18 protein-coding genes and 6 pseudogenes are annotated in these 24672 nt (G+C 65.7%); 18 read left to right on the plus strand and 6 right to left on the minus strand.

Annotated features, from left to right (window positions below):
* The first annotated feature begins 107 nt into the window (after positions 1–107).
* The 10 genes from FHS87_RS19910 to tnpB all read left to right on the plus strand — a co-directional run bounded on the left by FHS87_RS19910 (position 108) and on the right by tnpB (position 13207).
* Entirely contained in the window at positions 108–6716 is a 6609-nt protein-coding gene (locus FHS87_RS19910; protein WP_184521113.1) for a cupredoxin domain-containing protein, read from the plus strand.
* Positions 6717–6904: 188 nt separating this feature from the next.
* On the plus strand, positions 6905–8206 hold the full coding sequence (locus FHS87_RS19915; protein WP_184521114.1) for a hypothetical protein: 1302 nt from the start codon (positions 6905–6907) through the stop codon (positions 8204–8206).
* On the plus strand, positions 8203–8799 hold the full coding sequence (locus FHS87_RS19920) for an SCO family protein (RefSeq protein WP_184521115.1): 597 nt from the start codon (positions 8203–8205) through the stop codon (positions 8797–8799). The genes FHS87_RS19915 and FHS87_RS19920 overlap by 4 nt, the downstream gene beginning before the upstream one ends.
* A gap of 389 nt (positions 8800–9188) precedes the next feature.
* A complete protein-coding gene (locus FHS87_RS19925; protein WP_184521116.1) occupies positions 9189–10154 on the plus strand; it encodes a hypothetical protein in 966 nt (321 codons plus the stop codon).
* A 229-nt stretch (positions 10155–10383) separates the two neighbouring features.
* Positions 10384–11730 (plus strand): hypothetical protein, encoded by a 1347-nt coding sequence (locus tag FHS87_RS19930; protein ID WP_184521117.1) that lies wholly within the window; start codon positions 10384–10386, stop codon positions 11728–11730.
* Positions 11731–12086: 356 nt separating this feature from the next.
* A complete protein-coding gene (locus tag FHS87_RS19935) occupies positions 12087–12149 on the plus strand; it encodes a hypothetical protein (RefSeq protein WP_312862057.1) in 63 nt (20 codons plus the stop codon).
* A gap of 88 nt (positions 12150–12237) precedes the next feature.
* Complete coding sequence (locus tag FHS87_RS19940) at positions 12238–12591, plus strand: IS1595 family transposase (RefSeq protein ID WP_184521118.1); 354 nt, start codon at positions 12238–12240, stop codon at positions 12589–12591.
* Between the two features lie 43 nt (positions 12592–12634).
* Positions 12635–12817, plus strand: coding sequence for a transposase (locus FHS87_RS19945; protein ID WP_184521119.1), 183 nt, complete (start codon positions 12635–12637; stop codon positions 12815–12817).
* A 58-nt stretch (positions 12818–12875) separates the two neighbouring features.
* Positions 12876–13001: a hypothetical protein gene (locus FHS87_RS24330; RefSeq protein WP_281394525.1), complete on the plus strand. Its 126-nt coding sequence runs from the start codon at positions 12876–12878 to the stop codon at positions 12999–13001.
* A complete protein-coding gene (gene tnpB / locus FHS87_RS19950; protein ID WP_184521120.1) occupies positions 12998–13207 on the plus strand; it encodes an IS66 family insertion sequence element accessory protein TnpB in 210 nt (69 codons plus the stop codon). The genes FHS87_RS24330 and tnpB overlap by 4 nt, the downstream gene beginning before the upstream one ends.
* 17 nt (positions 13208–13224) lie before the next feature.
* On the opposite strand, the gene FHS87_RS23465 is transcribed toward tnpB, so the two are convergent.
* Together FHS87_RS23465 and FHS87_RS23470 are read right to left on the minus strand one after the other, a co-directional pair.
* On the minus strand, positions 13225–13704 hold the full coding sequence (locus FHS87_RS23465; protein WP_221300180.1) for an IS6 family transposase: 480 nt from the start codon (positions 13702–13704) through the stop codon (positions 13225–13227).
* Positions 13697–13903 carry a hypothetical protein gene (locus FHS87_RS23470; RefSeq protein WP_221300183.1) on the minus strand — a complete coding sequence of 69 codons (207 nt, stop codon included), beginning with the start codon at positions 13901–13903 and terminating at the stop codon, positions 13697–13699. The genes FHS87_RS23465 and FHS87_RS23470 overlap by 8 nt, the downstream gene beginning before the upstream one ends.
* A gap of 334 nt (positions 13904–14237) precedes the next feature.
* Here FHS87_RS23470 and FHS87_RS19960 point away from each other — a divergent pair, with 334 nt between their 5' ends.
* The 5 genes and pseudogenes from FHS87_RS19960 to FHS87_RS19980 all read left to right on the plus strand — a co-directional run.
* Positions 14238–15182 (plus strand): SGNH/GDSL hydrolase family protein, encoded by a 945-nt coding sequence (locus FHS87_RS19960; RefSeq protein WP_184521121.1) that lies wholly within the window; start codon positions 14238–14240, stop codon positions 15180–15182.
* Between the two features lie 86 nt (positions 15183–15268).
* Positions 15269–16390, plus strand: coding sequence for a patatin-like phospholipase family protein (locus FHS87_RS19965; protein ID WP_184521122.1), 1122 nt, complete (start codon positions 15269–15271; stop codon positions 16388–16390).
* Positions 16390–17601 (plus strand): S8 family serine peptidase, encoded by a 1212-nt coding sequence (locus tag FHS87_RS19970; protein WP_184521123.1) that lies wholly within the window; start codon positions 16390–16392, stop codon positions 17599–17601. The genes FHS87_RS19965 and FHS87_RS19970 overlap by 1 nt, the downstream gene beginning before the upstream one ends.
* Before the next feature lie 7 nt (positions 17602–17608).
* The gene (locus tag FHS87_RS19975; protein ID WP_184521124.1) at positions 17609–17935 is read left to right on the plus strand and encodes a hypothetical protein; all 327 of its coding nucleotides are present in this window, start codon (positions 17609–17611) and stop codon (positions 17933–17935) included.
* 48 nt (positions 17936–17983) lie between these two features.
* Positions 17984–18238, plus strand: a pseudogene (locus FHS87_RS19980) (helix-turn-helix domain-containing protein); the annotation flags it as partial.
* Between the two features lie 26 nt (positions 18239–18264).
* Here FHS87_RS19980 and FHS87_RS19985 read toward each other — a convergent pair.
* From FHS87_RS19985 to FHS87_RS19995, 3 pseudogenes are all read right to left on the minus strand, one after another.
* Positions 18265–18879 (minus strand): annotated as a pseudogene (locus tag FHS87_RS19985) (IS3 family transposase); the annotation flags it as partial.
* A 286-nt stretch (positions 18880–19165) separates the two neighbouring features.
* Positions 19166–19888: pseudogene (locus FHS87_RS19990) on the minus strand (IS110 family RNA-guided transposase); the annotation flags it as partial.
* A gap of 307 nt (positions 19889–20195) precedes the next feature.
* A pseudogene (locus FHS87_RS19995) lies at positions 20196–20691 on the minus strand (transposase); the annotation flags it as partial.
* A gap of 56 nt (positions 20692–20747) precedes the next feature.
* On the opposite strand from FHS87_RS19995, the pseudogene FHS87_RS20000 reads away from it, so the two are divergent.
* Positions 20748–21571, plus strand: a pseudogene (locus tag FHS87_RS20000) (transposase); the annotation flags it as partial.
* 241 nt (positions 21572–21812) lie between these two features.
* Here FHS87_RS20000 and FHS87_RS20005 read toward each other — a convergent pair.
* Positions 21813–22847 carry an IS110 family RNA-guided transposase gene (locus FHS87_RS20005; protein WP_184521125.1) on the minus strand — a complete coding sequence of 345 codons (1035 nt, stop codon included), beginning with the start codon at positions 22845–22847 and terminating at the stop codon, positions 21813–21815.
* A gap of 99 nt (positions 22848–22946) precedes the next feature.
* Between FHS87_RS20005 and FHS87_RS24670 the strand changes: the two are divergent.
* Together FHS87_RS24670 and FHS87_RS20010 are read left to right on the plus strand one after the other, a co-directional pair.
* Positions 22947–23105 (plus strand): annotated as a pseudogene (locus tag FHS87_RS24670) (IS3-like element ISMtsp5 family transposase); the annotation flags it as partial.
* 283 nt (positions 23106–23388) lie between these two features.
* Complete coding sequence (locus FHS87_RS20010) at positions 23389–24444, plus strand: ComEC/Rec2 family competence protein (RefSeq protein WP_184521126.1); 1056 nt, start codon at positions 23389–23391, stop codon at positions 24442–24444.
* The last annotated feature ends 228 nt before the right edge of the window (positions 24445–24672 follow it).

The raw sequence follows: 24672 nt of genomic DNA on the forward strand, positions 1-24672 counted from the left end.
GACAGCGGACAAGCCTCGCGCATCTCAGAATGTCGCGGAACTGTTACCCATACTTCCCTCACCACGGGAGCAGGGTAGCAACGCATGCAGCCTGTCAGAGGTGCGCTATGCGTATTCTCGCCTCACTTTCCCCCATCATGGGACTGCTCGCCACCTTGGCGAGTGCCAGCGCGCAGGAAAGTACGGCGCCAGCCATAGAAGACGGGCGCCGAGGAGCCGCGACGGTTGTCGCCAACATCGTCGCCCTCACGCAGCCGCTCCTCTACAATCGGTTCGGCTCCCATAACCCACACGGCATGATCTACGCCCTTTCGCGCGATGTGGTCATGGCGGAGCAGTCGGGCACGAGGGCTCGGCTGCGCGGTGGCAAACGCCCGCGCCCGCTCGTGCTGCGCATGAATGTCGGCGATACGCTTGAAATCCGGTTTCTTAACCTGCTTCGCGACAGGGGTGAGGGGCGCGACAACTGTGGCGGCGGTATCGCCGGAAGCGAGGGAGACTGGCCAGCCACCACCTGCGCGGGACTCTCAGTTGTAGGGCTGCCTCTGGCTGAGGCCACACCGGGTTCCTCTGCCAAGCAGCAGGATGCGAGCCCGAAGGAGGTGAGCTTTCGGTTTGATGGCGGCGAGCGCAGCGATGCGGGCGGGCAGGCTGGCCGGATAGTTCCGGTGCGCTGCGACGAAGACGAACCGACGGCTCCGGACAATGACGTCGCGCGCCAGGGCCTACTGCCACAGCGGCCGGGCGAGTGCCGTATTTACCGTTTCACCGCCGACCGGCCTGGTCCGCATCTCATGCTATCTCACGCGGCGCCCGCCGGTGGCGAAGGTGATGGCGGAAGCCTGACACATGGTCTATTCGGCGTTGTCGTCGTTGAGCGTGCAGGCAGCCGTTGGTATCGAAGCCAAGTGGATGAGGAGACGCTAAGGGCGACGCGTGCGGCCGTGGGCGGCAGGAGCGCCTATCTCGATTACGAGGCGACAGCCGGCGACGGCACCCCCTTACTGAACATGGGTGCCGTGACAGGCGAGGGCACGACCGAGATCGTGCATAGCGATCTCAATGCCATTGTTTACTGCCCACTTGCCGAGCGGCGCAGCCCACCCGCTTCAAACGGGTCGGATGCGCGGTCCCGTGCCATGGCCGACTGGCACTGCGCCACGCGCGAGATGCAAGATGCACTGGCGCGTGACGTTGCGGGGCAGCGTGAGGACGGCACACCGCGTGAGGAACTGTGGAGGGGGCGGCCGGCCCATCGAGCCTTTGCCGTCGTCTTTCATGACGAGTTGAAAACTCGCTACGCCGATCCCTTCACCCTGCTCGATCCTGATATCCGGCGGCAGAAACTCGGTGCGGCGCGCGACGATGCCAACGAGCCGCGCGGCGTCATGCTCGACGGTATCCGGGACGGCTTCGCGATCAACTACGGCGCGAGCGGCATGGGAACAATCCTCATGGCGAACCGCCTCGGTATCGGGCCGGCACAGAACTGCACAGAGTGTCTGTACGAGGAGTTCTTCCTGCAATCCTGGGCTAATGGCGACCCGGCACTGCTGACAGAGGAAATGGCCGACCGCCTGCCGCAAAACGTCCGGGCGCATGCACGGCGCTATGCGGATGATCCCTCCAACACACATCACAGCTACATCGGTGACCGGGTACTGTTTCATAATCTGCATGCTGGGCCGAAGGAGACGCATGTCTTCCACCTGCACGCACATCAGTGGCGTGCAGGTGCCGATGGCTACGGCGCCTACCGCGATAGCCAAACCATCGCACCGCTTCAGGCATTTACCTACGAGATTGATCACGGGGGTGGAGGCAACCTTAATCTGACGGCCGGTGATTCTATCTTTCACTGCCATCTCTACCCACATTTTGCGCAAGGCATGTGGGCGTTGTGGCGCAACCACGACGTGCTTGAGGATGGCAGCCGCACCCTACCAGACGGCGTGCTCGGGCCGGGTACGGATCCCGGCACGGGGGAGAAGCGCGCGGGCTCTCCGGTCCCGGCCGTTGTACCCCTTCCTGGCCAAGCCATGCCGCCACCCCCGACCTATGCGAACGACCCCGAGGAGGCGACGCGCGACCGACCGGGCTATCCCTTCTTCATTGCCGGTCAAGCTGGGCACAGAGCACCCCAGCCGCCGCTAGACATCCATGAGGATGGCGGGCTCGGCCGCCATCGAATCCTGGACAATGGCGAGCGCCGCGGCCTGGACCTATCCGCCGCTATCCTCGAGGGCGACTTCCGTATGGAGCTGACTGCCGTCGAATTGGAACTCCTTCCACCTGAGGGCAATGCTCGCGAGCGCAGGGCTATGGCCTTCCATGCCGCACAGAACGTGGACGACCCACAAAATGGCGAGCCGCCCCGCGTGCGAAACCCGGTGACTGGAGTACCGATCAGCGCCAGGCCAGCGACACCGATCCTGTCGGGTTTCGGGCGGATCGGAGCCTACCTCCTGCCTCGACCGGAGGATGCAGGGCGGCAGGACTGGTTCCGCGTCAACGGGCGCCTTCCCGCACCCGGCGCACCGTTCGCCGATCCGTGCCGAAACACGGAGGCACCCGAGATCCCGATCGCCGATGGCGCTAATGATGGCCAACGCGATCCTAATAACCCGCTCTCCTTTTCACCGAAGCGCGTTTACCAAGTCTCGGCCGTGGAGCTCGACCTAGTGGTGAATGCAGCCGGCTGGCATGATCCGCAGGCGCATATCAATGTGCTGACGAGCGAGGCGGATGCCATCGAAGGCCAGAGGCTACGGGCAGCGCCCTTCTTCTTCCGGGCGCACTCAGGGGACTGCGTCGAGTTTCGCCACCAGAACCGGACCAAGGGCCATCTTGAGCTCGATGACTTCCAGGTCGCTACGCCGACCGACACAATCGGGCAGCATATCCACCTTGTGAAGTTCGATGTGCTGGCTTCGGACGGCTCAGCCAATGGTTGGAACTACGAGGACGGTACCTTCGCGCGCGCAGCACTGTGCGAGCGGCTACGCGCGGCGAACCGGCGACGTGACAACGCCGGTCGCGAGAGACTCCCGGAGCCTTCACATTGTGCCCCGGGCGCACCGCGGGAAACTTGGCGCTACCAGACCACGGTACAGCGCTGGTACGCGGATCGCGTCTGGCAACAGGTCTTCGCAGCGGGGCAGGAGCGCGCGCCCGGTAGCTGCGAGCAGGATGGCTGGTACCGCTGGCGGAGCGGCACGGCAAGAGAGGAGGCGGTACAGGCTAACCCGTGCCGTGACGCCACCCTGCGCACCGTGTTCACACATGACCATTTTGGCCCGTCCTCGATCCAGCAGCACGGCTTCTACAGCGCCCTACTTGTTGAGCCGGAGGACAGCATTTGGTTCACCGCCGACGGGCGACCGATGTGCTCGCGGATCGAGCAGATGCAGGACGGCATCGCACGAGATGGCTGCGTCATGCCGGTAACTCAGATTTTCCCGCCACCGGAGCCGGAGGTTGGAAGTCCAGATGCCGAACTGGTCCGTTCGGTCCGCGCGTTATGGCGGCCGACGGCGCAAGCTCTGATCGTGCGGGCTGGTGGCAACGGACTGACGGCAGCCTACCACGGAGATCTGCGCGAGTTCCCAATGGCTATCGCTGATTTTGCATTGCTCTACTCGCCACGCCGCGAGGGATCATCGGAGATGACTGCGCGGCTTGGGACCGAGGGCAGCCGACTACTCAGGGAGTTTCGTGCGCGACATGGCTGGCCGGTTGAGGCGCCGCCGGCACCGGAGGCGATCAGCCAGCACCACCATAACCCTTTCCTCGTGAACTATGCCCATGATCCAATTCCACTTCGTGTTGGGCGCAGCTCGGGTGACCAGGAGCGCCGGGCTGAAGATGGCGCAGAGATTGCCCTGCCGTGGAACCAGTCCACCGAGAGGATGCGCCTCCATTGCAGTCAGCTGCGGCGGGACGGCAGCGACGGCATCAGCCGCCAGAGGGTGCGGGACCCGCGAGTCAGCCGGCGTGAGGATCACGACCCAGGCGACCTCTCCCGCGCCTTTGACAGCTGGTGTCACGGCGACCCATTCGGAGAGGTGTTCGAGGCCTATGAGGGCGAACAGCTCCAGATTCGGCTGATCCAGGGCGCGCAGGAAGTTCAGCATGTCTTCAACGCGCCGAGCTTACGCTGGCCGCGGGATGCCGATCTCTCAGTCGCTTCCACGACCGCACGTGAGGTGGCGAACCGAGTGGCGGGGAGCCAGCTGCGGAATGGTGGGGCGGGCGTTTCGTCGAGCGGCGCTGCAGCGCCGCAGCGGCAGCAGGACGCAATCACCCGAAGGGGCGAAATCGCTCAACTCGGGCGGCGGCTATTGGATCACGTCGGCAAGCCGGGTGCGCCCTCTTCCGGGGCCGAACCGCAGGTGGGGCCGGTGGCGCGGGAAGAGGTGCGAGATCTCATTGGGCAACAGCGCGAGACCTTCGACCTGCTGCGCACAGGCTTCGTCTCCGCGCAGGAAGTCGGAATCTCGGAGCATTTCGAGTTCCATACCCGCGGCGTGGATGTCTCGTCCGGTAGCGCGGCGGACCATCTCTGGCACTTCGGATCAACGGATGCGATCTGGAATGGCGCCTGGGGGCTGATTCGCCTCCACAACGGCACGCTGCGGCGGAACCAGGGGGAGTGGGAGAAGGACTGGCCCCGCGAGCTAGAAACAGAGGCGCAGTGGCTCGGGCGGATAGGAACGCGCCGCGACACTAGCGACTTCGTTCCTTGGAGCACACCCGATGGCACTTGCATGATTCGTCGTGCGGAGGCCGCATCGCGTGGTGCTCCGGAGCCGAGTTGCTCTGTCGGCGCGGTGCGCGGGCGACTGGCCAGCCTGCGCGCAGCACGGCTTGAGGCGGAGCGCGCGGTCAGGGATGGGGTGTCGGCGCAGCCTTTGCTTTCGCTGCAGGCTGCCGGCGACTGGCGCCGCCGCTGGGAGCACCAGTCTCCCCGTGTGGACTTCGTAGGCTATGATCCAATCGAGCGGCAAGGGGAGCCGCGGCGCACCCGGGTGGTCGACAACAGCTGCCCGGCTGAAGTGGTATGGCACGCCGGTCTCACATCCGAGGGCAGGCCAATCTGGGATTGGCGGCCGGTTCAGACGCGCCACTATCGCGTGACAGCTGAGCCCATACAGGGCACTGGCGCCGGGGAGGTTTTCCGTCTCGGCGGTCTCCGGATCGTTGATCCCAGGCCGATGCGCTTCCGGGCGACGGGAATGCGGGTCGAAGATGGTGCCTCGGCGATGCCTGCCGCGGTGGGACCGAGGAGACCAGCAGCAGAGAGTGGCTTCATGCCTCTTAAACCGCCGCAGGACGGGCCGCTTGTCCTGCGAGCGCTCGCCGGTGAATGCGTGCATGTCGAGCTGACATATGCCCTACCGCCCGAGGCGTTCAACCAACTGCCCGGCGAGGCGGCACTGCCGAATATTGTGTCTTTGAATACCACACGCATGGGTAGCGGTGGGGTGCTCAGACCGTCGGTCTCGGTGTCGCTGGTGCCGCAGCTCTTGCACCAGAACCCGTTGCATGGCGGGCTGCGCATTGGCCTCAACGAGCAGGTGCGCGGACCGAAGGACAAGGAGGCGTTCCAGCAGTTCGCGCGCGGGGACGCGCGAACCGTCCACTACTACTGGTTCGCTGGTCGCTACGTCGCGGCGACGCAGGGCATGCTGGACGGTGCCGGGAGAACCATTGCGCAACGGAATGAAAGCGCTGTCCGGCTCGCCACCACCTCCACCCCGGTCCTTGCAGGTGGCAGAAATCAGTCCGGCGAGGAGCGGGCCTTCGTGGTGGCTCCTTTTGCTGAGGATTACGGCGGTATCAATCTCGTCTCGGGCGGCGATCCCTTCTTCCACCCCGCGCATGGGATGGTGGGCACGCTGGTCGTGCATGAGGCCCATGCGGTGTTGGCTGGGGCCAGCGCCGGCTATCGTAAGCCGACGAATGGGGCCGAAGCGCGCCGCAGGACGGATGGCTGGGCAGAGGCTTCAGTCCAGGTCTGGCTACCGGAGGGCGGCGTATCTCTCTCCTCGCCGGAGGTGCGGACCTACCGGGACCAAACCCTCGTCTTCCGGGATGGGCTGAACCATTGGGTGCGGGACGGCCGGGTGAACAGACCTATCCCGGACTGCCGGGATTGTGGTGACAGCTATGATCGGGGCGACCGGGCAGCGGGCCATCGTGCTGAGCCCTTCTGGGCGCGGCTAAGCGTACCGCTGACGGCTGGGCCATCCGACCGGCCCTTCCTGCCCGTAGCAGGGCCGGATGGGCAGGCGGAGACAAATCTTCAACCCAATCTGAACACAGTCGTCTTCCCGCGACGGTTTTGGCTGGATCCCAGAGCACGGACGCCAAGACTGCAAGGGCTGGCCGGGGTCGAGTTGCGGCTGCATGTGGGACAGCCGGCGGGGCGTGCGCGGCAGCGCGTCTTCAGCGTCCTTGGGCATGACTACCGCGACGGCATCTACGTGCTGCCACAGGACAGTGACGCGGTGGTGTCCGTTGATGCGAGGCGACAAGCGGAGCGCGCCCCGTGGTATGGTGCGCCGGGTGTTTCGCTGCTCGGGCCAGGCCGGATGGTGAATGCGCGCATCCTTTCGCCAGCGCCCGGACGTTGGCTCTGGCGCGACGGTCCGGCCCCAATGATTGCCTCGGGCATATGGGGCTGGCTGGATGTCGAGCAGGCGCCGCGGCGGTGATACGGCCAGGCCTGCTCCTAGTGTTTGGCGCCTCACTGCCTCTCTATGCGGCGGCGCAGGAAGCGCTTCCCTTCGTCGCGCCAGGGCGGGCGGGGACTGCGCCGCCCGTCCTGGCGGCGCCGATTGCCGGGCGGCCCATGCGTCTGGGGTTTGCCGCGCCCTCCAGCGCTGCTGCGGCGGCCCCGGCCATGTTCCGCGCCTTCATTGAACCTGCTGCCGCCGAGCCGCCGCCCTGCATGGCGGCGGCTCGGCGCCTCCTCGCCACCTCGGGACGCGGAATCGGGACGCGGGAGCTGACGGGACCGCTGGTAGCTGCCTTTGGCGAGGACGCGACGGTCACGGTAGTAGACCCAGCCCTCCGCCTGGGCCCGGCAGGCCTTGCTGGGTTGGCGCGGCTACCGGGCGCCCCCTCGGGCTTCGCGCTCGACCGCCTCGGCCAGCGCCTCTTTATGGCTACCCAGGTACCGGCCGCGTTGGCCATGGTGGATCTCGCTACGCGCCGCACCGAAACCGTACTGACGCTTGACGCCCCGGTGGCGGCCTTGGCCTGGGATGCCTCGGCGGAAGCGCTGCTCGTGCTCGGAATGGACGGCGCGCTGTCGCTGCGCGATCCTGATACGCTGCAGCCCCGAATCATCAGCAAGATCCTTGATGGCGCTTCCGGCAGGCGCGAAGCGGTGGCGGCGCTACCGCGCGAACGGCTCTTGGTCGTGGCGGGGTCTGGCAGGCTCTGGATCTTGGAAAGCGTCACGCTGAGGGCGGTCCATGTGCTTCCCCTCTCTGAGGGTGATGATGCAGAGCCTGTCCGGATCGCGGTGTCGGAGGAGACGGCGACGCTGTTCGCGAGCGCGGGGCACGCGGCATTGGCGTTGCACGCCGTAACAGGCCGGGTCCTAGCCCGCTTCGACCTGCCCGCGCCGCCGCGGATGCTGCTGCCCCTGTCCCGGGGCCGTGCCGTTGCGCCGCTGGCGGATGGTTCCGTGGTGGTGCTCGACGCCGCCGCGGGCCTTCGCTTCGACTTGGCGTCGGCAGGCACGACCATGGTCGAGGCCGGGCTCGCCGGATCGACGCTCTACTTGCGCGCCGGCGACACGCCGCAACTCGCGCTGTTGGACACCGAGCGACTGCGGCCCGGACAACCGACACAGCCCGCCATGGCGGAAGCCGGGACAAGCCCCTTCGGCGAGGCCGGATTGCCGCTCCTGGCGCCGCTAGGGGAGGCGATGCTCATCGCCCATCCGGGAGACCGAAGAATCTACATGCATCACGGAATGGGCATGGTGGCGCCGCGCGCTGCCTTCGCCGCGGGCGGGTCGCCGCTTGCCGGACTAGTGGCGCTGGCGCGCGAGCCTATGCGCACCGGCGCGGCGCGAATGGAGCTGACCGCCGAGGCGCCAGCGGCCGGATCCTGGCGCCTCGTTTTCGCTGTTGCGGACCAGGGGCGGGCCATTTGCCACGATCTGGTGGTCACTCGGGAGAATGCGGGATGAGACGCTGCGCCGAGTTTCCCCGCCGCCAAATGCTAGCGGGGCTGCTGGCCGCCACGGCCAGCCCCGCGGGGGCTTGGCAGCCCTTCGCTGGGGCGATCCCGGATGTCCCGCTGCTGGACCAGTCGCGCCGGCGCTGGCGGTTCCGCAGCGAGGTGCTGGCGCAGCGACCGGCGGTGGCGGTCGAGCTAGTATATACCGGATGCACAACAATCTGTCCGATTTCAACCCGCATCATGGCGGAGGCGCGCGGAGCGCTCGACAGTCGGGAGCGCGCCGGGCTGCGCTGCATCAGCCTGTCGCTGGACCCGGCGACGGATACGCCGGAGCGCCTCCGCTCCTATGCCGAGGCAGTTGGCGCCACAGAGGCGGCCGAAGCGGGTGACTGGTTATTCCTCACTGGCGCCCAGACGGATGTGACGACCGTGCTTCGCGCTTTCCGGCGGCAATTCGGGCGGCCAGAGGACCATGCGCCAGTCTTCTTCGTGGGGGATGGGCGGGTTCCACGGCTGGCACAGCTCTTTGCGCTTCCCCCGCCCGAGGAGCTGACCGCCGCCATGGGCACGGCCCTGCGTGGCGCCATTCCGAAGGGATAATGAGAATGCCGGGCGTACGAGGGATACTCGTGCTGGCCATTGGCCTCGCCCTGGCTACTGGCCCGGCTACCGGGGATCCCGTGCTGCGGGGCGCTGCGCTCTATGACGGCTTCGAGGCGCTGAGCGCGTCGCTACCAGCCATAAGCGGGCTGCGGATCCAGGGTGCCGCCGCGGCTTGCGGTCGGTGCCATGCTGAGGATGCGCGCGGGCTGACGGAGGGGGGCATCGCGGCACCGCCAATATTCTGGCGGGCGCTGCAGATCGCAAGCCCCGGGCGCCCTGCCTACGATGCGGAAGCCTTTCGTACAGCAGTGACCGATGGAACTGATCCGGCAGGCAGGAGCCTGCATCCTGCCATGCCGCGATACCGAATAGATGATGAGCAGATCGTGGCGCTGCTTGCCTTCCTGCAGCGCGGCGCATCGCGTGAACTCCCCGGCGTGACGGAGGTGGAAGTACGGATCGCCGTGCCGCATCTGCACGGTGAGGAGTTCGTCCCAGCGATACTGGAAGCACTCTGGGCGGAGCCGGGACGGAGGGCTTGGGGCCGGCGTCTACGCGCTGTTGCCGTGCCGCTGAGTCCACGCCGCGTGGATGACGGGTTATGGAACCGCATCGATGCGGCGGCGGCGGCGGCGGGGCCCTCGGTACGTGTACAGGACCTGGATGCGGCGCTGGCCGGGCACGGCCTGCCACACCTATTTCCGATCGATACTTATGCGGAGGCGCCTGCTTCCGCGATTCTGGCGGAGGCGCCGCTGGCGGCGCAGCTCGCGGTGCTGACCCGCCATGCGGAGGCGCTCGGTGGCCCGATTGCTAGACTCTGTTCCCTGGCCGCCAAGCCGCTTGATGGCAAGGTCGGCTGTGCCGCCACGCCCCTGGGAGCGAAGGCCGTTGTGCTTGCCCGGCCGGCAGAGATTTATGAACTGGCTGCTATTGGTGAGGGAGTGACGGTCTTCGCGCCGCTCGATTATGCCGCACCACTGCTGCGGCGGGCGGGTTCCCTGCCGTTTCCCCTTGTAGTGGCGGATCCGCGAGGACGCGCCATGCCGCGTCCGATTCATGAGGAGCTAGTGCGGATCGCCTCCGACCGTCTCGTCCGCCAGCCCGAGGTGGTCCGCCGTCTGCACGCGGCGGCACAGCTGACGATGCTCGCAATGCGGCAGGCCGGGCCGGCGCCGTCCGCAGCACGGATCCGCGCGGCAGCCGCAGCTTTAGCGCCCGGGGAGCCGAATGCGCTTCTCGGCCCGACCTTGGATGGCACGCGCGCCGATGCCGCCTATGGAATGCAAATGTTGCGCATCGAGCCGAGAGCCGCCGATGCGCGCGCCGAGGGAGGCTGGGAGCGGCCGTGACGATGACGACCCTTCACGGCGTGAATGGGCGTGATGCTGCGGCAGAAGTCCACCGGAGAACAGTAACTATGCTCGCAGCTATCCAACATATATGATGGGAGCGGGAATGTTGCATCGTTCGCTCATCGCAGCGGCAGCGACCGCGCTGCTAATCGAGGCCGGTTGCACCATGTCGCCGCCGCGGCTGGACGCAGAGCGCCAGTGGAGTCATGCCATCACGGAATTAGGCATGTTCGCGATCTACCCGCCATCCGAGGACGTTATGGTGGGCGACATCTTCCTCCATATCCCGGATGCTCGTTTCTTCGATCTGGTCCGTATCACATCTGCGCCCCGCTCCCTGCTAGCAGAGCAGCTCTGCTATCAAGAGGGCGATCGGCTTGCTTCGGACGCAATCAAGGATGGTGCTGACGGAGCGGGAACAACTCTAACGCAATGCCGCAGAAACGAATTGCGACGCGTTCTGCCCTTCGATGGTACGACCGGGACTAGTCATTTGACTCGGCTTCGTGAAGCGGCGATCCCGACGCTCGAGGTCGGTCGATTCAGCGAAGGCGAGATCGGTGGTGCCGGCCTGTTTGGCAATTTCGGCGCGGCGTTAGGCGTCGGCAGGTCAGGCGCTGCGGCGCTGCGTGTCGAGCTGAAAAGCCTCCAGACCCTTACGCTCGACGAGTTGCGCGGATCCCGGCTGATCGAGGACATATCAATTAGCCGGATCAGGCGTGTGAACAGGGAAGGGGGTACAGACTATCCTAACACATTGACACCGTTAATGCTTATCAGATCGTTGGTTTTCGCCGATAACAGAAATGGGACGCAGACCGGAGCACGGTTCTGCCGAGGCGACTTTAGCACCCTGGATCGTACGGGCGCCCGCATCGTCGTGGCGAACCGGATCCTGTATGCTGGCGCAGTGAATTTTGATTTTATGACACAGACGGTCGGCACCATGCGCTTGGCGATAGACTTTGCCAGCACCTTAGCCAACTTGCCACAAGCTCCCGTGGTTCCGACGCTATCCGGGGCAAGCCCTCCGCCACCCAAGGATGCCGCCGGCGCACCACCGGCGGCTCTGGGCAAGCCCGCTGAGACGCCTCCTCGGGAGGCAGGGCTTGATTTTGAGGCACATCGGACTGCTTTGATGGCCGCAGTCGCCCGGGTCATTACCCTGCCCGCCGATACTCCGGGCCGGGCTGCGGCGCGTTTGACCACCGGTCGGTTCGGCAACCTAACGCTGCACCAGCCCTTTGCCCGCCCCGCCGCTGTCGGCATGGGCGCCGCGCTGCATTTCTCGCTTGCTGACGCCGCGATCCCGGCGAACCAGGAGCAAGTGGAGGATGCCCTGGTATACTGCCGCTTCATCTATGGCGGTCCGACGACAATCCTTGAACAACGATTGAAAGCTAATCTCAGTTGGGCCCTATATCTTACGAGGCGCGAGGCTGGTTCCCATGCCAGCGACCAAAAGCTATACGATTGGATTGCTTCGCAGTCAGGGGCGCCACAACCAGCCGTCCAGCCTCGTACTGCTCTGCCGCGCTTGGTACCCAGTGCTAATATCCGCGTGCGGCTATAGCCCGGCGTCCGAAGGGATTGTCAGCACCCGAACCAAAGCACACGCCCTGCACTGCGTGTTGAGCCTGTTCGATGCCGTTGCAGAATCGCGAGCGCAGCACTGAAGTGATAGGATAAGGGAGCGACAGCAATCGGCGGGAATGTGATGGCGGTGGCGGGAGCGGATACGCAGGTCCAGTGCAATTAAGTCTTTCCTGATTACACGGCTTCCTCAGCTAACCAGGCCAGGGTGCAAATCAGGAACATTGGTGTGTTTGCAAAGGGATAGCCGTGGCCCGCAACTCGGTGCAATTCTAGAAGGGGCTCAGCGAAGCTGAGTTCGAGCTGCGGTACGGCACTGAAGCGGCCTGCCGCGAGGTGCTCTTTCGGTCGCGCTGGCCGGAGGGTTTTGAGTGCTCGATCTGCGGCGAGCGGCGCTAGCGAGATACGGTCGCGCCAGCTGTTCCAATGCAGCGCCTGCCGACGCCAGACCTCGCTGACCGCGGGCACCATCTTCGCCGCTACCAAAGTGGCGCTGCGGATCTGGTTTCGGGCCATCTACCATGTGACCCAGACGAAGCAGGGGATCTCCAGCATCGAGTTGGACCGCCGCCTCGGCGTGAGCCAGAGCACCGCCTGGACCATCAAGCACAAGCTCGGACAGATGATGCTGGAGCGCGACGCCGGGAGGCTGCTTGCGGGCCGTATCGAGCTCGATGACGCCTATCTCGGCGGCGAGCGCTCGGGCGGCAAGCGTAGCCGTGGCTCGCGTGGCAAGACACCCTTCCTAGCCGCCGTCGATACTACGCCAGAGGGCAAGCCGTTGCGGCTGAAGCGTACCCATCCGCCGAGTGCCGCTTCTGTGAGTGGTGAAGTTCGCTGACCTTAGTGACGCTCGTAAGGGCGACGCTAAGGACGGGGGCGGGATGGAGATCATCACCGGGGTGGAGCGGCGTCGTCGCTGGCGTGCCGAGGGCAAGTTGCGCGTGCTGGCTGAGGCGGCACAGCCCGGAGCGCGGACGTCGGAGGTGGCCCGGAGGCACGACATCCAGCCGTGGGCTTCTGTGGTATTGGCGGCGGCTGCGGCAAGGGCGGCTGACGGCAGCTGACGCGCCCGAGCCGGTGTTTCTGCCGGTGCAGGTGAGCGATGCGGCGGCGTCCGGGCCTGTGGCGCCCACGGCGGCGACGGACCCGCGGATCGAGATCGCGCTGCCGGACGGCACCCTCGTGCGGGTGGGGGCTGACGTGGACGCGGCGGCGCTGCGCCGCGTGTTGTCGGTGCTGCGGCGGTGATCCCGGTTCCCGCTGGTGAGCGGGTCTGGCTGGCGGTGGGCTACACGGACATGTGCCGCGGCATGAACGGCCTGGCGCTGCAGGTGCAGGAGGCGCTCGGGCGCTATCCGCATGCCGGTGACCTCTACGTGTTCCGCGGCAAACGCGGCAGTCGCCTGACATTCTGGGTTCTGTCCAGCACTCGTGCCAAACTGGGTGAGCGGTGACGTAGGGAGGGGCTCGCCTATGCCGCTTCGAGAACTGCGAGCACAATTGTAGCACGACGGAGATGCAGCAGGCGGCCACGGCTGGCAGAGACAGATTGATCGTAGCGGGTTCGGGGGCGGAGGAAGTTGCGGAGTTCGTCATGGCTTTTGCAGAAACGCGCGGCTGAACCGAAGCTCTTGAAGCTCCGCATGCATCGCGTTCGGCCCTTTACGCCCCGGTGATCTTGCTCCAATCGGTTATTCTTGTAGGCACTGGTCCGGTGCACAACCCGCCGGCCCAGCACAGTACGGATTGCCCGCGGGTAGGAGCCATGGTCATCCGTGGTGACCTGATCGGGCGTGATGCCGGTGGCAGCCTTCGCTGAGCGAAAGAAGGTCTGGGCAGCGGCCATATCCCGCTGTTCGCTGAGCATGGTGTCGACCAGCTTGCCGTCACGGTCGATGGCTCGGTACAGATAGGCCCAGTGGCCGCGCACCTTCAAATACGTCTCATCCACGTGCCATCGTCGGCTGCGGCGACCGCCCCTGCCGTGCCCGCCGTTTCCGGAGTTCGTCAGCCAGTACCGGCGCGAGCTTCGCTTCCCAATCGCGGACCGCCTCGTGGCTGAAGACGATGCCGCGGACGAGAAACATCTCGGCCAGGTCGCGCAGGGTCAGGCGGTAGCGCAGCCGCCAGAGCACCACGAGGGCGATCACGTCCGAGGGGTACTGGGTGTGGTTCAGCAGTCCGCCGCTGCGCTCATTGTACCCCTTGCCGCACTCCCGACAGCGGAACCGGCGATATCCCCGGGCCGTGCTCCGGCCGCTCCGTCATGGCGGCGGAGCCGCAGGCCACACAGTCCATCCCCGAGCCCCACCCGCTGGTCCCGGAGCCTACCCGCGGTACTCCAGCCAGCCAAACAGGTCGCTTGGCGCGAGACCTGAGAGATCCCACCCAGTTTGGCGCGAGTGCTGACAGAATCCGGCGGATTATTGTTGACGTGACGGGCGAGGCAGCGCTGGTCTTGGCGCTCAAGGAGGAGGCTCCGCAATGGCCGAGATCGCGCTGAGAGAGTTAGAGCAGCGGATGCGGACGGAGCACCTGACCAAAGACGAACTTCAGCGGTATTTCGAGACCGACCCCGGAGCCTCTCCTGCCCCATTTTTCCCGGGCCTTCGGATCAGAACTGATGTAGTGGCGATGCCGCCACCGGGCCCGAGGACTCTGGGAGTCGGAAGCGGCCTCGCTCGGTGGATAATCAGGGCCAGGCGCGAGGAGCGCGACCGGTGGTTCACCGACAAGCGCCGGACGGACCCCAATGCGAAGGTCGTCGTCTCGGACGGGGACTCGTGGTTCCTGCACCCGCTACTCTACGACGTCATTGACCGCTTGGCCGGGATCTGCGCCATCAAGAGCCTGGACTGGCCCGGAGATGAACTTCAGACCATCGCGAGCCTGAAGGAGTACCTGCCAGCCTTGGAGGAAACTGGAGCGACGGTCCTGCTGGTCAGCGCGGGCGGCAACGACCTCGTGGCCAATGGCAAGCTCGCCGACCATCTGAACGAGTACGCGCCGGGCATGACGGCCGACAAGCTCCTGCGCCCGAGCTACGATAAACTCATCGCCACCAGCATGCGGCGCTACGCCGACATCTTCCGCACGGCGCTGGCGGTCGAGCTGGTCGACCAGATCGTCTGCCACGGCTACGACTATGCCATCCCCGGTGTAAACGGCGAGCCGGGCCGCTGGATGGAACGGCCAATGGCGAGCCGCGGCATCGACGATCCTGGCCTCCGGCGGGAGATCGCGACCATCATGGTGGACCGGTTCAATAACGCCCTATGGAAGGCCGCAGGCGGCGGCCAGAACTTAAGGATCGACTACCTCGACTTGCGCGGCACTTTGGGGGACCACCAGTGGAGCGATGAACTTCATCCCAAGGAGGACGGGTTCCTGGCCGTGGCCGGGCGATTCCGGCAGATCTTACGTATTTAGCGCCTAGCGACGGCCTAATCAGATACCTTCTATGATTAGGGCATGGGACGCGGCCGGCGATTTTTTCCTTCGGAGTAGATCAGCCGATGACCATCAAAACGCTTGGCGGAGGCGGCGACGACGGTGAGCTTCGCGATGAGATCGGCCTCTGTCTTTCGGGCGGCGGCTACCGGGCGATGCTTTTCCATGTCGGTGCACTGTGGCGCCTGATGAAATCAGGCAAACTCCTTGAGATCGATCGAATCTCGAGCGTCTCGGGCGGATCGATTACCGCCGGCGTGCTGGCAATCGCCTGGGACGAGCTCAAAGTTGGCGGACTTGATGCCTTTCAGGCGCGCGTCGTCACGCCGCTACGGCGGATGGCGGGCGTGACGGTCGACAAGCGGTCAATCCTGAGCGGCATCCTGCTTCCGGGAACGATCGGTCAGTTCGTGGCGCGCGCCTATGACGAGCATCTTTTCGACGGCGCGACACTCCAGGATCTGCCCGATTGGCCTGTGTTCGTGTTCAACGCCACCAATCTCGAGACAGGAACGCTTTTCCGCTTCACCAAGGCCGAAGCGCGCGACTGGCGGGTTGGCCGGATCGACAAGCCGCGGTTCAAAATCGCTCACGCCGTTGCCGCCTCGTCCGCTTTTCCGCCAGTGCTCTCGCCCTTCGTTCTCGATGTCGAGCCAAGCGACTTCGATCCTCTGACGGGAAAGGAGATCGCCGACGATCGCTTCCGCAGCGAGATCAGCCTGACCGATGGCGGTGTCTATGACAATCTCGGGATCGAGCAGGTCTGGAAGCGCTGTAAGACGGTGCTCGTCTCGGACGGGGGTGGCCGGATTGAGGACGATCCCTCACCACCGGGCGATTGGGCGCGTGGCGCCAAACGTGTGCTCGACGTTGTCGATCATCAGGTCCGTAACCTCCGCAAGCGCCAAGTGGTCTGTTCGCTGGTCGCGAAGGAGCGGATGGGTACTTACTGGGGCATCCGCACCGATATTGCCGACTATCAGCTTCCCGACCCATATCCTGCACCACACGTCGACACGTTGCGGATTGCCGGGATCGCGACCCGGTTGCGGCGCATGAACGCGAGCGAGCAGGAACTCCTGATCAACTGGGGCTATGCGGTGGCCGATGCTGCCGTGAGGCGCTATTGGCCGGACGGGTTCGCTGGACAGCCGGTGCTCCCCTATCCGACAGTCGGAGTGGCCTGATGGCGACCTCGCGCTATTTCATCCTCGACCTTGTGGATCCTGGCAAACGCCCGGACGTGAGAGGCTTCGGACCAAGATTATTGGGTGCCGGGGTGCCGCCCCGTGCCTTCGGTGGCGAACGCTCGCCGGTCACCGTCGCCGCAGCCGAATTGTCGCCGCAGGAAGCGGCCCAGGAGCGCAAGCGCGAAGGTCGACTGCTCGAGCGCGCCTTTCCGCTCAAGCTAATCACCCCCACTACGAAGGCCGCACCGAACCCTGCGGCTCGGGGCAGGCCCGCCTGGGGAGTCACCGCCACCAGGGCGGACAGGAGTCCTTACGACGGTACAGGTGTCACGGTGGCGGTGCTCGATACCGGCATCAACCCTGCGCATGAGGCATTCGCAGCTTATGGTGAGCGCCTCGTAGTCAAGGATTTCACCCGTACAGGCGGCGCAGGTACCGATAATGACGGGCACGGCACCCATTGCGCCGGCACGATTTTCGGGCGCGATGTAGACGGTACACGGATCGGGATCGCGCGCAATGTCGAGCGTGCGCTAATCGGCAAGGTGCTGCCCGACGATGGCGAAGGTGATGCCGCGATCTTGTTCGAAGCGATGCAGTGGGTGCACCAGCAAGGCGCCAATATTGTCTCGATGTCACTGGGCTTCGATTACCCGGGCATGGTGCGCCAGTTGATCGAGGAGGGCGTTCCTGATGACGTAGCGGCGTCGAGCGCGCTCGTCCTGTTCACGCGTAACCTTCGCGCCTTCGATCGTCTGATGAGCTACTTTCAAGTCGAGAAGAAGATGCTGGTAGTAGCCGCATCGGGCAACGAAAGCCGGCGGACAGGCGCCAACCAGTTCCTGATCTCGGCGTCGTTGCCGTCGTCTGCCGATCATGTGGTCGCAATCGGCGCCTATGGCCGGCATGGACGAGCGTTTGAAATCGCTAGCTTCTCCAACACCGATGTCGCGCTCTGCGGGCCGGGCGTCGACGTGCTATCTGCCGAAGCGGCCACGAACGCTGGTCTGGTCGAGATGAGCGGTACGAGCATGGCATGCCCCCACATCGCAGGCCTCGCCGCTTTATGGTGGCAGTTGCTCGGTCGCGATGCGAATGCTGAGCGGGTTCGTGAGGAGCTGTTGCGCGCCGCCGTGAAGAGCAAGCTTCCCGCCGCCTACGACGAGGCGCAATATGGCCGCGGACGTGCTATGGCGCCGGCGAACTAAGGCGACAATGTCGGATCGCGCACTCGTCTTTCACGGCAAGGACATTCGGGCCGGCGTCCATGTGCTGTTGATCGGATCGGCGATCCCCTGGGCCGAGGGCGGCGCGAAATGCACGAGGTCGGCACAGCGCATCGCAGCGATGGGCATCGGCCAGCTCGGTGGGCCACCCATGTCGATGCGGGCGATGGCGAACGGGTTCTGCGACGTATCTCCCAATCCCGATAGGCCGCTCGCGCGCCTCTCGCTTTTGCTGTCAGAGCCAGCGGTCGCTTCCTATCGCGGCCAGAAGGTGCCACGCGGAACCATCGCTGACGTTCCTCCGCTCCACAGTTGATTGAGACATCCCGTATGCGGACGGTATCCGCCGATGGGGTGCAGGACGATGACAGAGCTGACGGATGCCGCTGGTCCCGGCCGGGGTGGCCGGATGTCGCGGCAGCGCAAGCGGGAGGCGGTGCTGCGGCTGCTCCGGGGCGAGGACCTGGAGACAGTCTCGCGGGCGCTGGGTGTGACGGCGGCGACCCTAAGCGGCTGGCGCGACGCCTTCCTGGCGGGTGGTGAGGCAAGCCTGGCCACGCGACCGGCTGATGGCGAGGCGCTGGAGAGCGAGCGGCTCAAGGACAAGCTGGGCGAGATGTGACCCTGCCCCCTACGTGCCCTCACTCATAAGCAGAGTCCGATTTCTGTATGCCCCTGCTCGGGGCGGGTTGCCAAGGCTGCTGGGGTGAGCCCGCCCAGGCTCGTATGTGGGCGGACCGTGTTGTAGTCGATCCTCCACGCCTCGATGATCCGGCGCGCCGCGGCCAGGCTGCTGAACAGGTGCTCGTTCAGGCACTCGTCCCGAAACCGACCGTTGAAGCTTTCCACGAACCCGTTCTGCTGCGGTTTGCCGGGTGCGATGTAGTGCCACAGCACCGACCGCTCCTCCTGCCAGCGCAGGATGGCGTGCGAGGTCAGCTCCGTGCCGTTGTCGCTGACCACCATGGCCGGACGGCAACCGCGCAGCTCGACGATGCGGTCCAGTTCGCGACCGACCCGCAAGCCGGACAGCGACGTGTCCACGACTAGGCCGAGGCACTCGCGGGTGAAGTCGTCCACGACGGCCAGCACCCGGAACCTCCGCCCATTGGTCAGCGCGTCGGACACAAAGTCCAGCGACCAGCGCTGGTCCGCCGCCTTCGGCTGCGCCATGGGTGAGCGCGTGCCCAGCGCTCGTTTCCGGCCACCCCGCTTGCGCACGCCAAGCCGCTCCTCTCGGTAAAGCCGGAACAGCTTCTTGTCTTCTAATCGCGGTCAACCTTCCTTTCCGATGGACATCCCTGTGCCGCGGACCTTGTCGTCTTCGAGGTCGAGACGAGCTCGCCTCATCATGGCCCTCGCCAGCTGGTCCCCCGATGTGATTCGCGCGCTCCCTTTTGGGCCGCACAAGAGGATCCGGGGTGACCTGGCCAGCGTCCCGGCTGGGACGTCCCTCGCCCGATAGGCGAGAGCTCAGTGGGCCGGTGCGGCCTCGAACTCGGTGCCGTCCAGCCAAATGCGGTGCAGGGTTTGAGGCACTGCCTCAAACGGCCAACTTGCGGGCGACAGCCACCTTGGCTTTGCGGCTGCCGATCCGCTTGGCCAGGCTCAGGCCCCAGCTTCGCAGGGTGCAGTCCTTGCGCACGCGCGTCATCAGCGCGTTCGCCGCCTCGAACAGCAGGCTGTGTGCCGTACGGTCCCCTGCTTTTGAGATGCGTCCGCCCAGGTCGACCTCGCCGGATTGATAGCGCTTCGGCGTGAGCCCGAGGTAGGCCCCGACATCGCAGGAGCGCCGGAACCGGGTGGGATCATCGAGCGCCGTCACGAAGGTCAGTGACGTGATGGCGCCTACTCCCGGGACCGTTGCCAGACGGCGGCAGACGTCTTGGTCGCGTGCGATCCTCACGAGCTGCCGCTCAAGTGCGACCTTCTGCTCGCCCGCAGCCTTCCAGGCACATACCAGGGCACCTATCGCGTCGCGTACCATCGGATCATCCGGACACTCAGCGTTCACAGCCCGCTCGAACGTCCCTCCGGTTCCCGGCGCCAGGATCACGCCAAAGGTCTTCAGCAGCCCGCGGATCTGATTGTAGAGGCCGGTGCGCACCTCGACGAGCTGACGCCGCGCCGCGAGGATGGCCCGCACCCGGCAGCTGTGCACGCTCTTGACCACGGCCGGGCGGTACCAGCCCGAGCGAACCACCTGAGCGATGCTGTGGGCGTCGTTGGTATCGGTCTTGTTCCTGCAGCGACAAGGCCGCGGCGACATGGCGGGCGTGCAGGCACTCGATCGGGACACCCAGGGCCTTCAGGCCGTGCCACAACCAGATGGCGAGCGGCCCGCTCTCCATACCGACTTTGATGGCGCCTGGCGCCCGCTGCGCCAGCACCTCAGCAATAGCGTTGGGCCGCGAGGGGCACTTGCCGCGCCAGGTACGACGGCCCTCCGCATCGACGGTGCAGATTTCCGTCTCCTTCTGCGACACGTCCAGACCGACGTAGAGCATCATCGCATCCTCCAGCGTATGGAACCGGGACAGAGCCTACTCCCCTCCCAGATGCGATTAGGCCATGTGGTTCAGCCGCACGCCCTCCCGAGACAGCAGGATGTGGAGCCGCCGGTAGCCGAACCGGCGGCGCTCACCAGCCAGCAACCGCAGCCTGGCACGGATCTCGCCGCGTCAGGCCGTTTGGAGGCATACCGGTAGGTCTTCGGTTCCAGCCCGACCAACCCGCACGCCCGCCGCTGCGAATAGCCCTTCTGCTCTATCGCCCGGGTCACGGCCCTGCGCCGCGAGCCGGGCATCAGAAGTTTTTTGCCAGCATCTCCTTCAGCGTCGCCACATCCAGCATATGCTCCGCCAGCAGCCGCTTCAGCTTGGCGTTCTCCTCCTCCAGCCCCTTCAGCTTGCGGGCATCCGACACATCCATGCCGCCATACTTGGACCGCCACGTGTAGAACGTCGCGTCGCTGATCCCGTGCTTGCGGCACAGATCGGCCGCGGTCGCACCTGCCTGGTGCTCCTTCAGCACGCCAATGACCTGCTCTTGCGTGAACCTCGACCGCTTCATCGTCCGTCTCCTGTTGACGGACCCTAACTTCAGAACGAGGGCATTTCAGGGGGCAAGGTCAGATGCTGCTCGAGCGCGAGCTGCTGGAGGCCAAGGTCGCGGCCCTTGAGGGGGGCCGCCCTTTGGCCCGGCGGAGGTCACGGCCATGAGCCTGACCGCCTCGCCCAGCAGCGGCAGGCCCTATGGCCTGGCCTGGGTATGCCGGGTCTGGCGCGCAGCCCGGGCCACTGTCTATCGCCATCGCTTGCCGCCCCGGACGGAGCCGCCCAGGCGACGTGGCCCGGTCGGGTCCATGCCGGATCCCGAGTTGGTCGAGGCGATCCGGGCTGTCCTTGTGGCCTCCCCCTTCCACGGCGAGGGGCACCGGAAGGTCTGGGCGAGGCTGCGCCTGCAGGGCGTTCGAACCTCCAAGGCCCGGGTGCTGCGGCTGATGCGCGAGCACGACCTGCTCGCCCCTTCCCGGGTCGGCAGCCCCCGAGGCCCGCGCAACCACGACGGCACCATCCTCCCTGACGCGGTGGACACCATCTGGGGCACGGACATGACCACCACCTGGACCGGCGAGGGCCAGGCGGCGGTGTTCGTCGCCGTCGATCACCACAGCGCCGGGTGCGTCGGCCTCCACGCTGCCCGGCGCGGCACCCGCTTCGAGGCCCTCGAGCCTCTCAGGCAGGGCGTGCGCCAGCACTTCGGCGGCTTCACCAAGGGCATCGCGGCGGGCCTCGCTCTGCGCCATGACCATGGCTCGCAGTACATGTCCGACGCTTTCCAAGGCGAGCTGGAGTTCCTCGGCATCGAGAGCTCGCCCGCCTTCGTCCGGGCGCCCGAGGGGAATGGCTGCGCCGAGCGCTTCATCCGTACTCTGAAGGAGAACCTCCTTCTGTAATCGGGCCGTTTCGGTCAACTCCTTCCTGTTGGTGTCACGTCACGGGGCCCTTGCTTCTGTCCGTGGTCAGCGCAGCGGCCGCCACACGATGTGGTCCTGAGGAACGGGTGAGCCGATCTGTGGGGCGTGCTCATCGGCACTGAGGTTCTCACGGCTTCACCCGATCCGTCGTCCCCGTGACGGGACCTCGATGGGGCGGGCCTCGGGCCCGCCCCTGATCTCTCCTCCTTCGACGCTACGCGGCAGCCGTCGCCTGCTCGCGGCCCCACCGGAACTCGGTGCCGTCCACCCACATCGCGTGCAGCACGACGGCCAACTTCCGAGCCAGCGCTACCTTCGCCTTTGCCATTCCCCGGCGGCTCGCAATGCGCATCGCCCAGGCTTTGAGGGAGGAGAAGCGCGCCACGCGCGTGAGCATCGCGTTCGCTGCCTCAAACAGCATGCAGCGCACCATGGCATCCCCAGCCTTGCAGATGCGCCCTGTCCGGTCTGTCTCGCCCGACTGGTACTTGCGCGGGGTCAGGCCGAAGTGCGCGCCCACGTCCTTTGAGCATCGGAACCGCGCTGGGTCGTCCACCCCCGACGTGAAGGTGATGGCAACAACCGCCCCCACCCCCGGCACTGTCATGAGCCGGCGGCAGACATCATCCGTACGCACCACCCGCAGGAGATCGCGGTGCAGGTTCGCGTACTCGGCCCTCAACGCCTGGCGTGCCCTCAGCATCGGCTCCATCACCCTCTCCAGGGTGGATTGGCCAGCCACCAGTTCGCGGATGCGCCGCTCGAACCCTGCCGTGCCGACCGGACCCACCTTCAGCCCAAAGCCCCGGAGCAGGCCACGAATGGTTCCCTCGAGGTCGAGCAGCTTGGTCTGGATCTGCTTGCGGGCGGTCAGCAGCCGAGCCTCCTGCGCCGGCACGGCCTTGACGTGGACCGGCCGGAACCAGCCCAGACGGATCAGCTGCGCGATGCCGCGGGCGTCGTTGCGGTCAGTCTTCACCCGCATGGCCGAGAGCGCCGCCTTCACGTGCCGGGTCTCGACGAGGATCGCCGGCAACCCTGCCCGTACCAGCCCGGCGTGGAGCCATTGCGACAACGGTCCTGCCTCCAGGCCGATGCGGATGAGGCGATGACCGCAGCCGGTCAGGAAGGCGGCGAGTTCCTCCGGCTCGCTGCCAACCTTGGCCTCCCGAACGACGCGCCCAGCTGCGTCGAGGATGCACACAGCGCTCGTCGCCAACGACACGTCGATCCCAGCGTAGTGGTCCATGGTAGGTCCTCCTCCGATGCGAAGCCGTCCTGGAACTCGGCCCCTCCGTTCAGGCCGGCAGCTGCCGACCGTAGGGGAGCCGCGGCCCGATTACCGCATCTGTGGGTCCGGACCTTCGACACCGTCGAGCAGCTCCGCCAGGCGCTCCTCGAGTTCCGCCGGAACTACAACTCAACCTGGCTCATCGAGCGCCACGGCTTCAGAACACCGGACGCCGTCCGGCAGGATCAGCTTCCCGCCGCGGCTCTCGCCGCATAGGCTCCACTCAGGTGTCTCAACAACCGCGGGCGGTACACTCGCGGCCTGTGCCGTTGCTTAGCTGAGCCTTGCCGTCTACGATGCGCAACCGAGGCCTAAAACTCCTGAATCGTTAGGTTTACCAACATCCTGAACGGCGCCTGCTGCGTGAGATGCTGCTCGTGCTTCCGACCGAATCTTCCAATCTGGCATCCCCGGTGGGCACCGCGAGACTCGTGGGGCGGTTCTGTCTGAGCCAAGCCTTCACCATCCTGCGCTATCCACCTGTGGAAAAGGTCAGTGCATGAGCGTCTTCCGTCTAACCATGCTGCCGGCCAACGAGGGCGACAGCCTAATCCTGAGCTACGGAGAGAGCGATGCCGAGGGGGCGCTCCGTCACGTCCTGATCGATGGGGGCCGCAAGGCGAGTTGGCCGCATCTGGAAAAGGCGTTAACGGCAATCAAGGATCGCGGCGAGGCAATTGAGCTGATGGTGCTCAGCCATATCGACGCCGATCATATTGACGGGCTTCTGGCCATGGCCCAGGCGACCGCGGTGCCGCTCGTTCCCAAGGCGGTATGGTACAACGGCTATGCGCAACTTGCACAGGTACCGCTCGGAGCCGGGCCTCAGGCGTACGGCTTCCCGGCGGCGGAAAGCTACAGCCTGGCGCTTGAGGAGAAGGGTTGGGACGCGAATGTCGCCTTCGGCGGTAAGCCGCTGGCCGTCGAGGGGCAACGCCAGCCGATCGACATCGCCGACCTCAGCGTCACGCTCGTCTCCCCTGATCGCGAGAAGCTCCGTGTGCTCCGCTCCGAATGGGACCAATGGCGATCCACGCGCCCTGGAGTACGGGCACTCGCTAAACGGCCGATGCCCAAGACGCTCGATGTCGATGCCCTGAGTGCGCCCAGCAAGGAGGACACCTCGGCGCCGAACGGATCAAGCATCGCCTTCGTCGCCCGGTACAAGGGCCGAAGCGTGCTCCTCGGGGCTGACGCGCATCCCGACACTTTGCTCGCGAGCCTTGAGAGGCTCGCCGGCGAGGACGGCACATTCGCGGTGGATCTCATCAAACTACCGCATCATGGCAGCCGCGCCAATCTCACACGGGAGGTCGTCGAGAAGCTTGACTGCCGCCGCTTTGCCATCTCGACGAGCGGGGCGGTGTTCGGCCACCCCGATCCGGAGGCGATCGCGAGGCTGCTCAAGTTCGGTAAACCAGGCATCAAGACGCTCTACTTCAACTATGCAGGCGAACGGACCACGCCATGGGGTGACGCTACGCTCAAGGAGCGCTGGAGTTACGAGTGTGTCTATCCGCCGTCCGACATGGCTCCGCTGGTAATCGACATCTAGGGGACCTTATTGCATCGACCGACGATCTGGGCACGGCGAGCCTTACGGGTAGTTCGGGTCACGCAAGTCGGGTCCACTCCGAACGCCCAAGGTCAAGCATGCGGTTCAGGACGTTTGTGGCAGTCACTACTTCGTAAGCGGTGGTTTGAGGCCGTATTGTCCTGGAGCGTGCTGACGGCGAGGTAGCGTCACGGATGGTGAGGTGACGCGATGTTGGAGCGTGTGGCT

Origin of the sequence: Muricoccus pecuniae (assembly GCF_014199205.1) — a bacterium.
GTDB lineage: Bacteria > Pseudomonadota > Alphaproteobacteria > Acetobacterales > Acetobacteraceae > Roseomonas > Roseomonas pecuniae.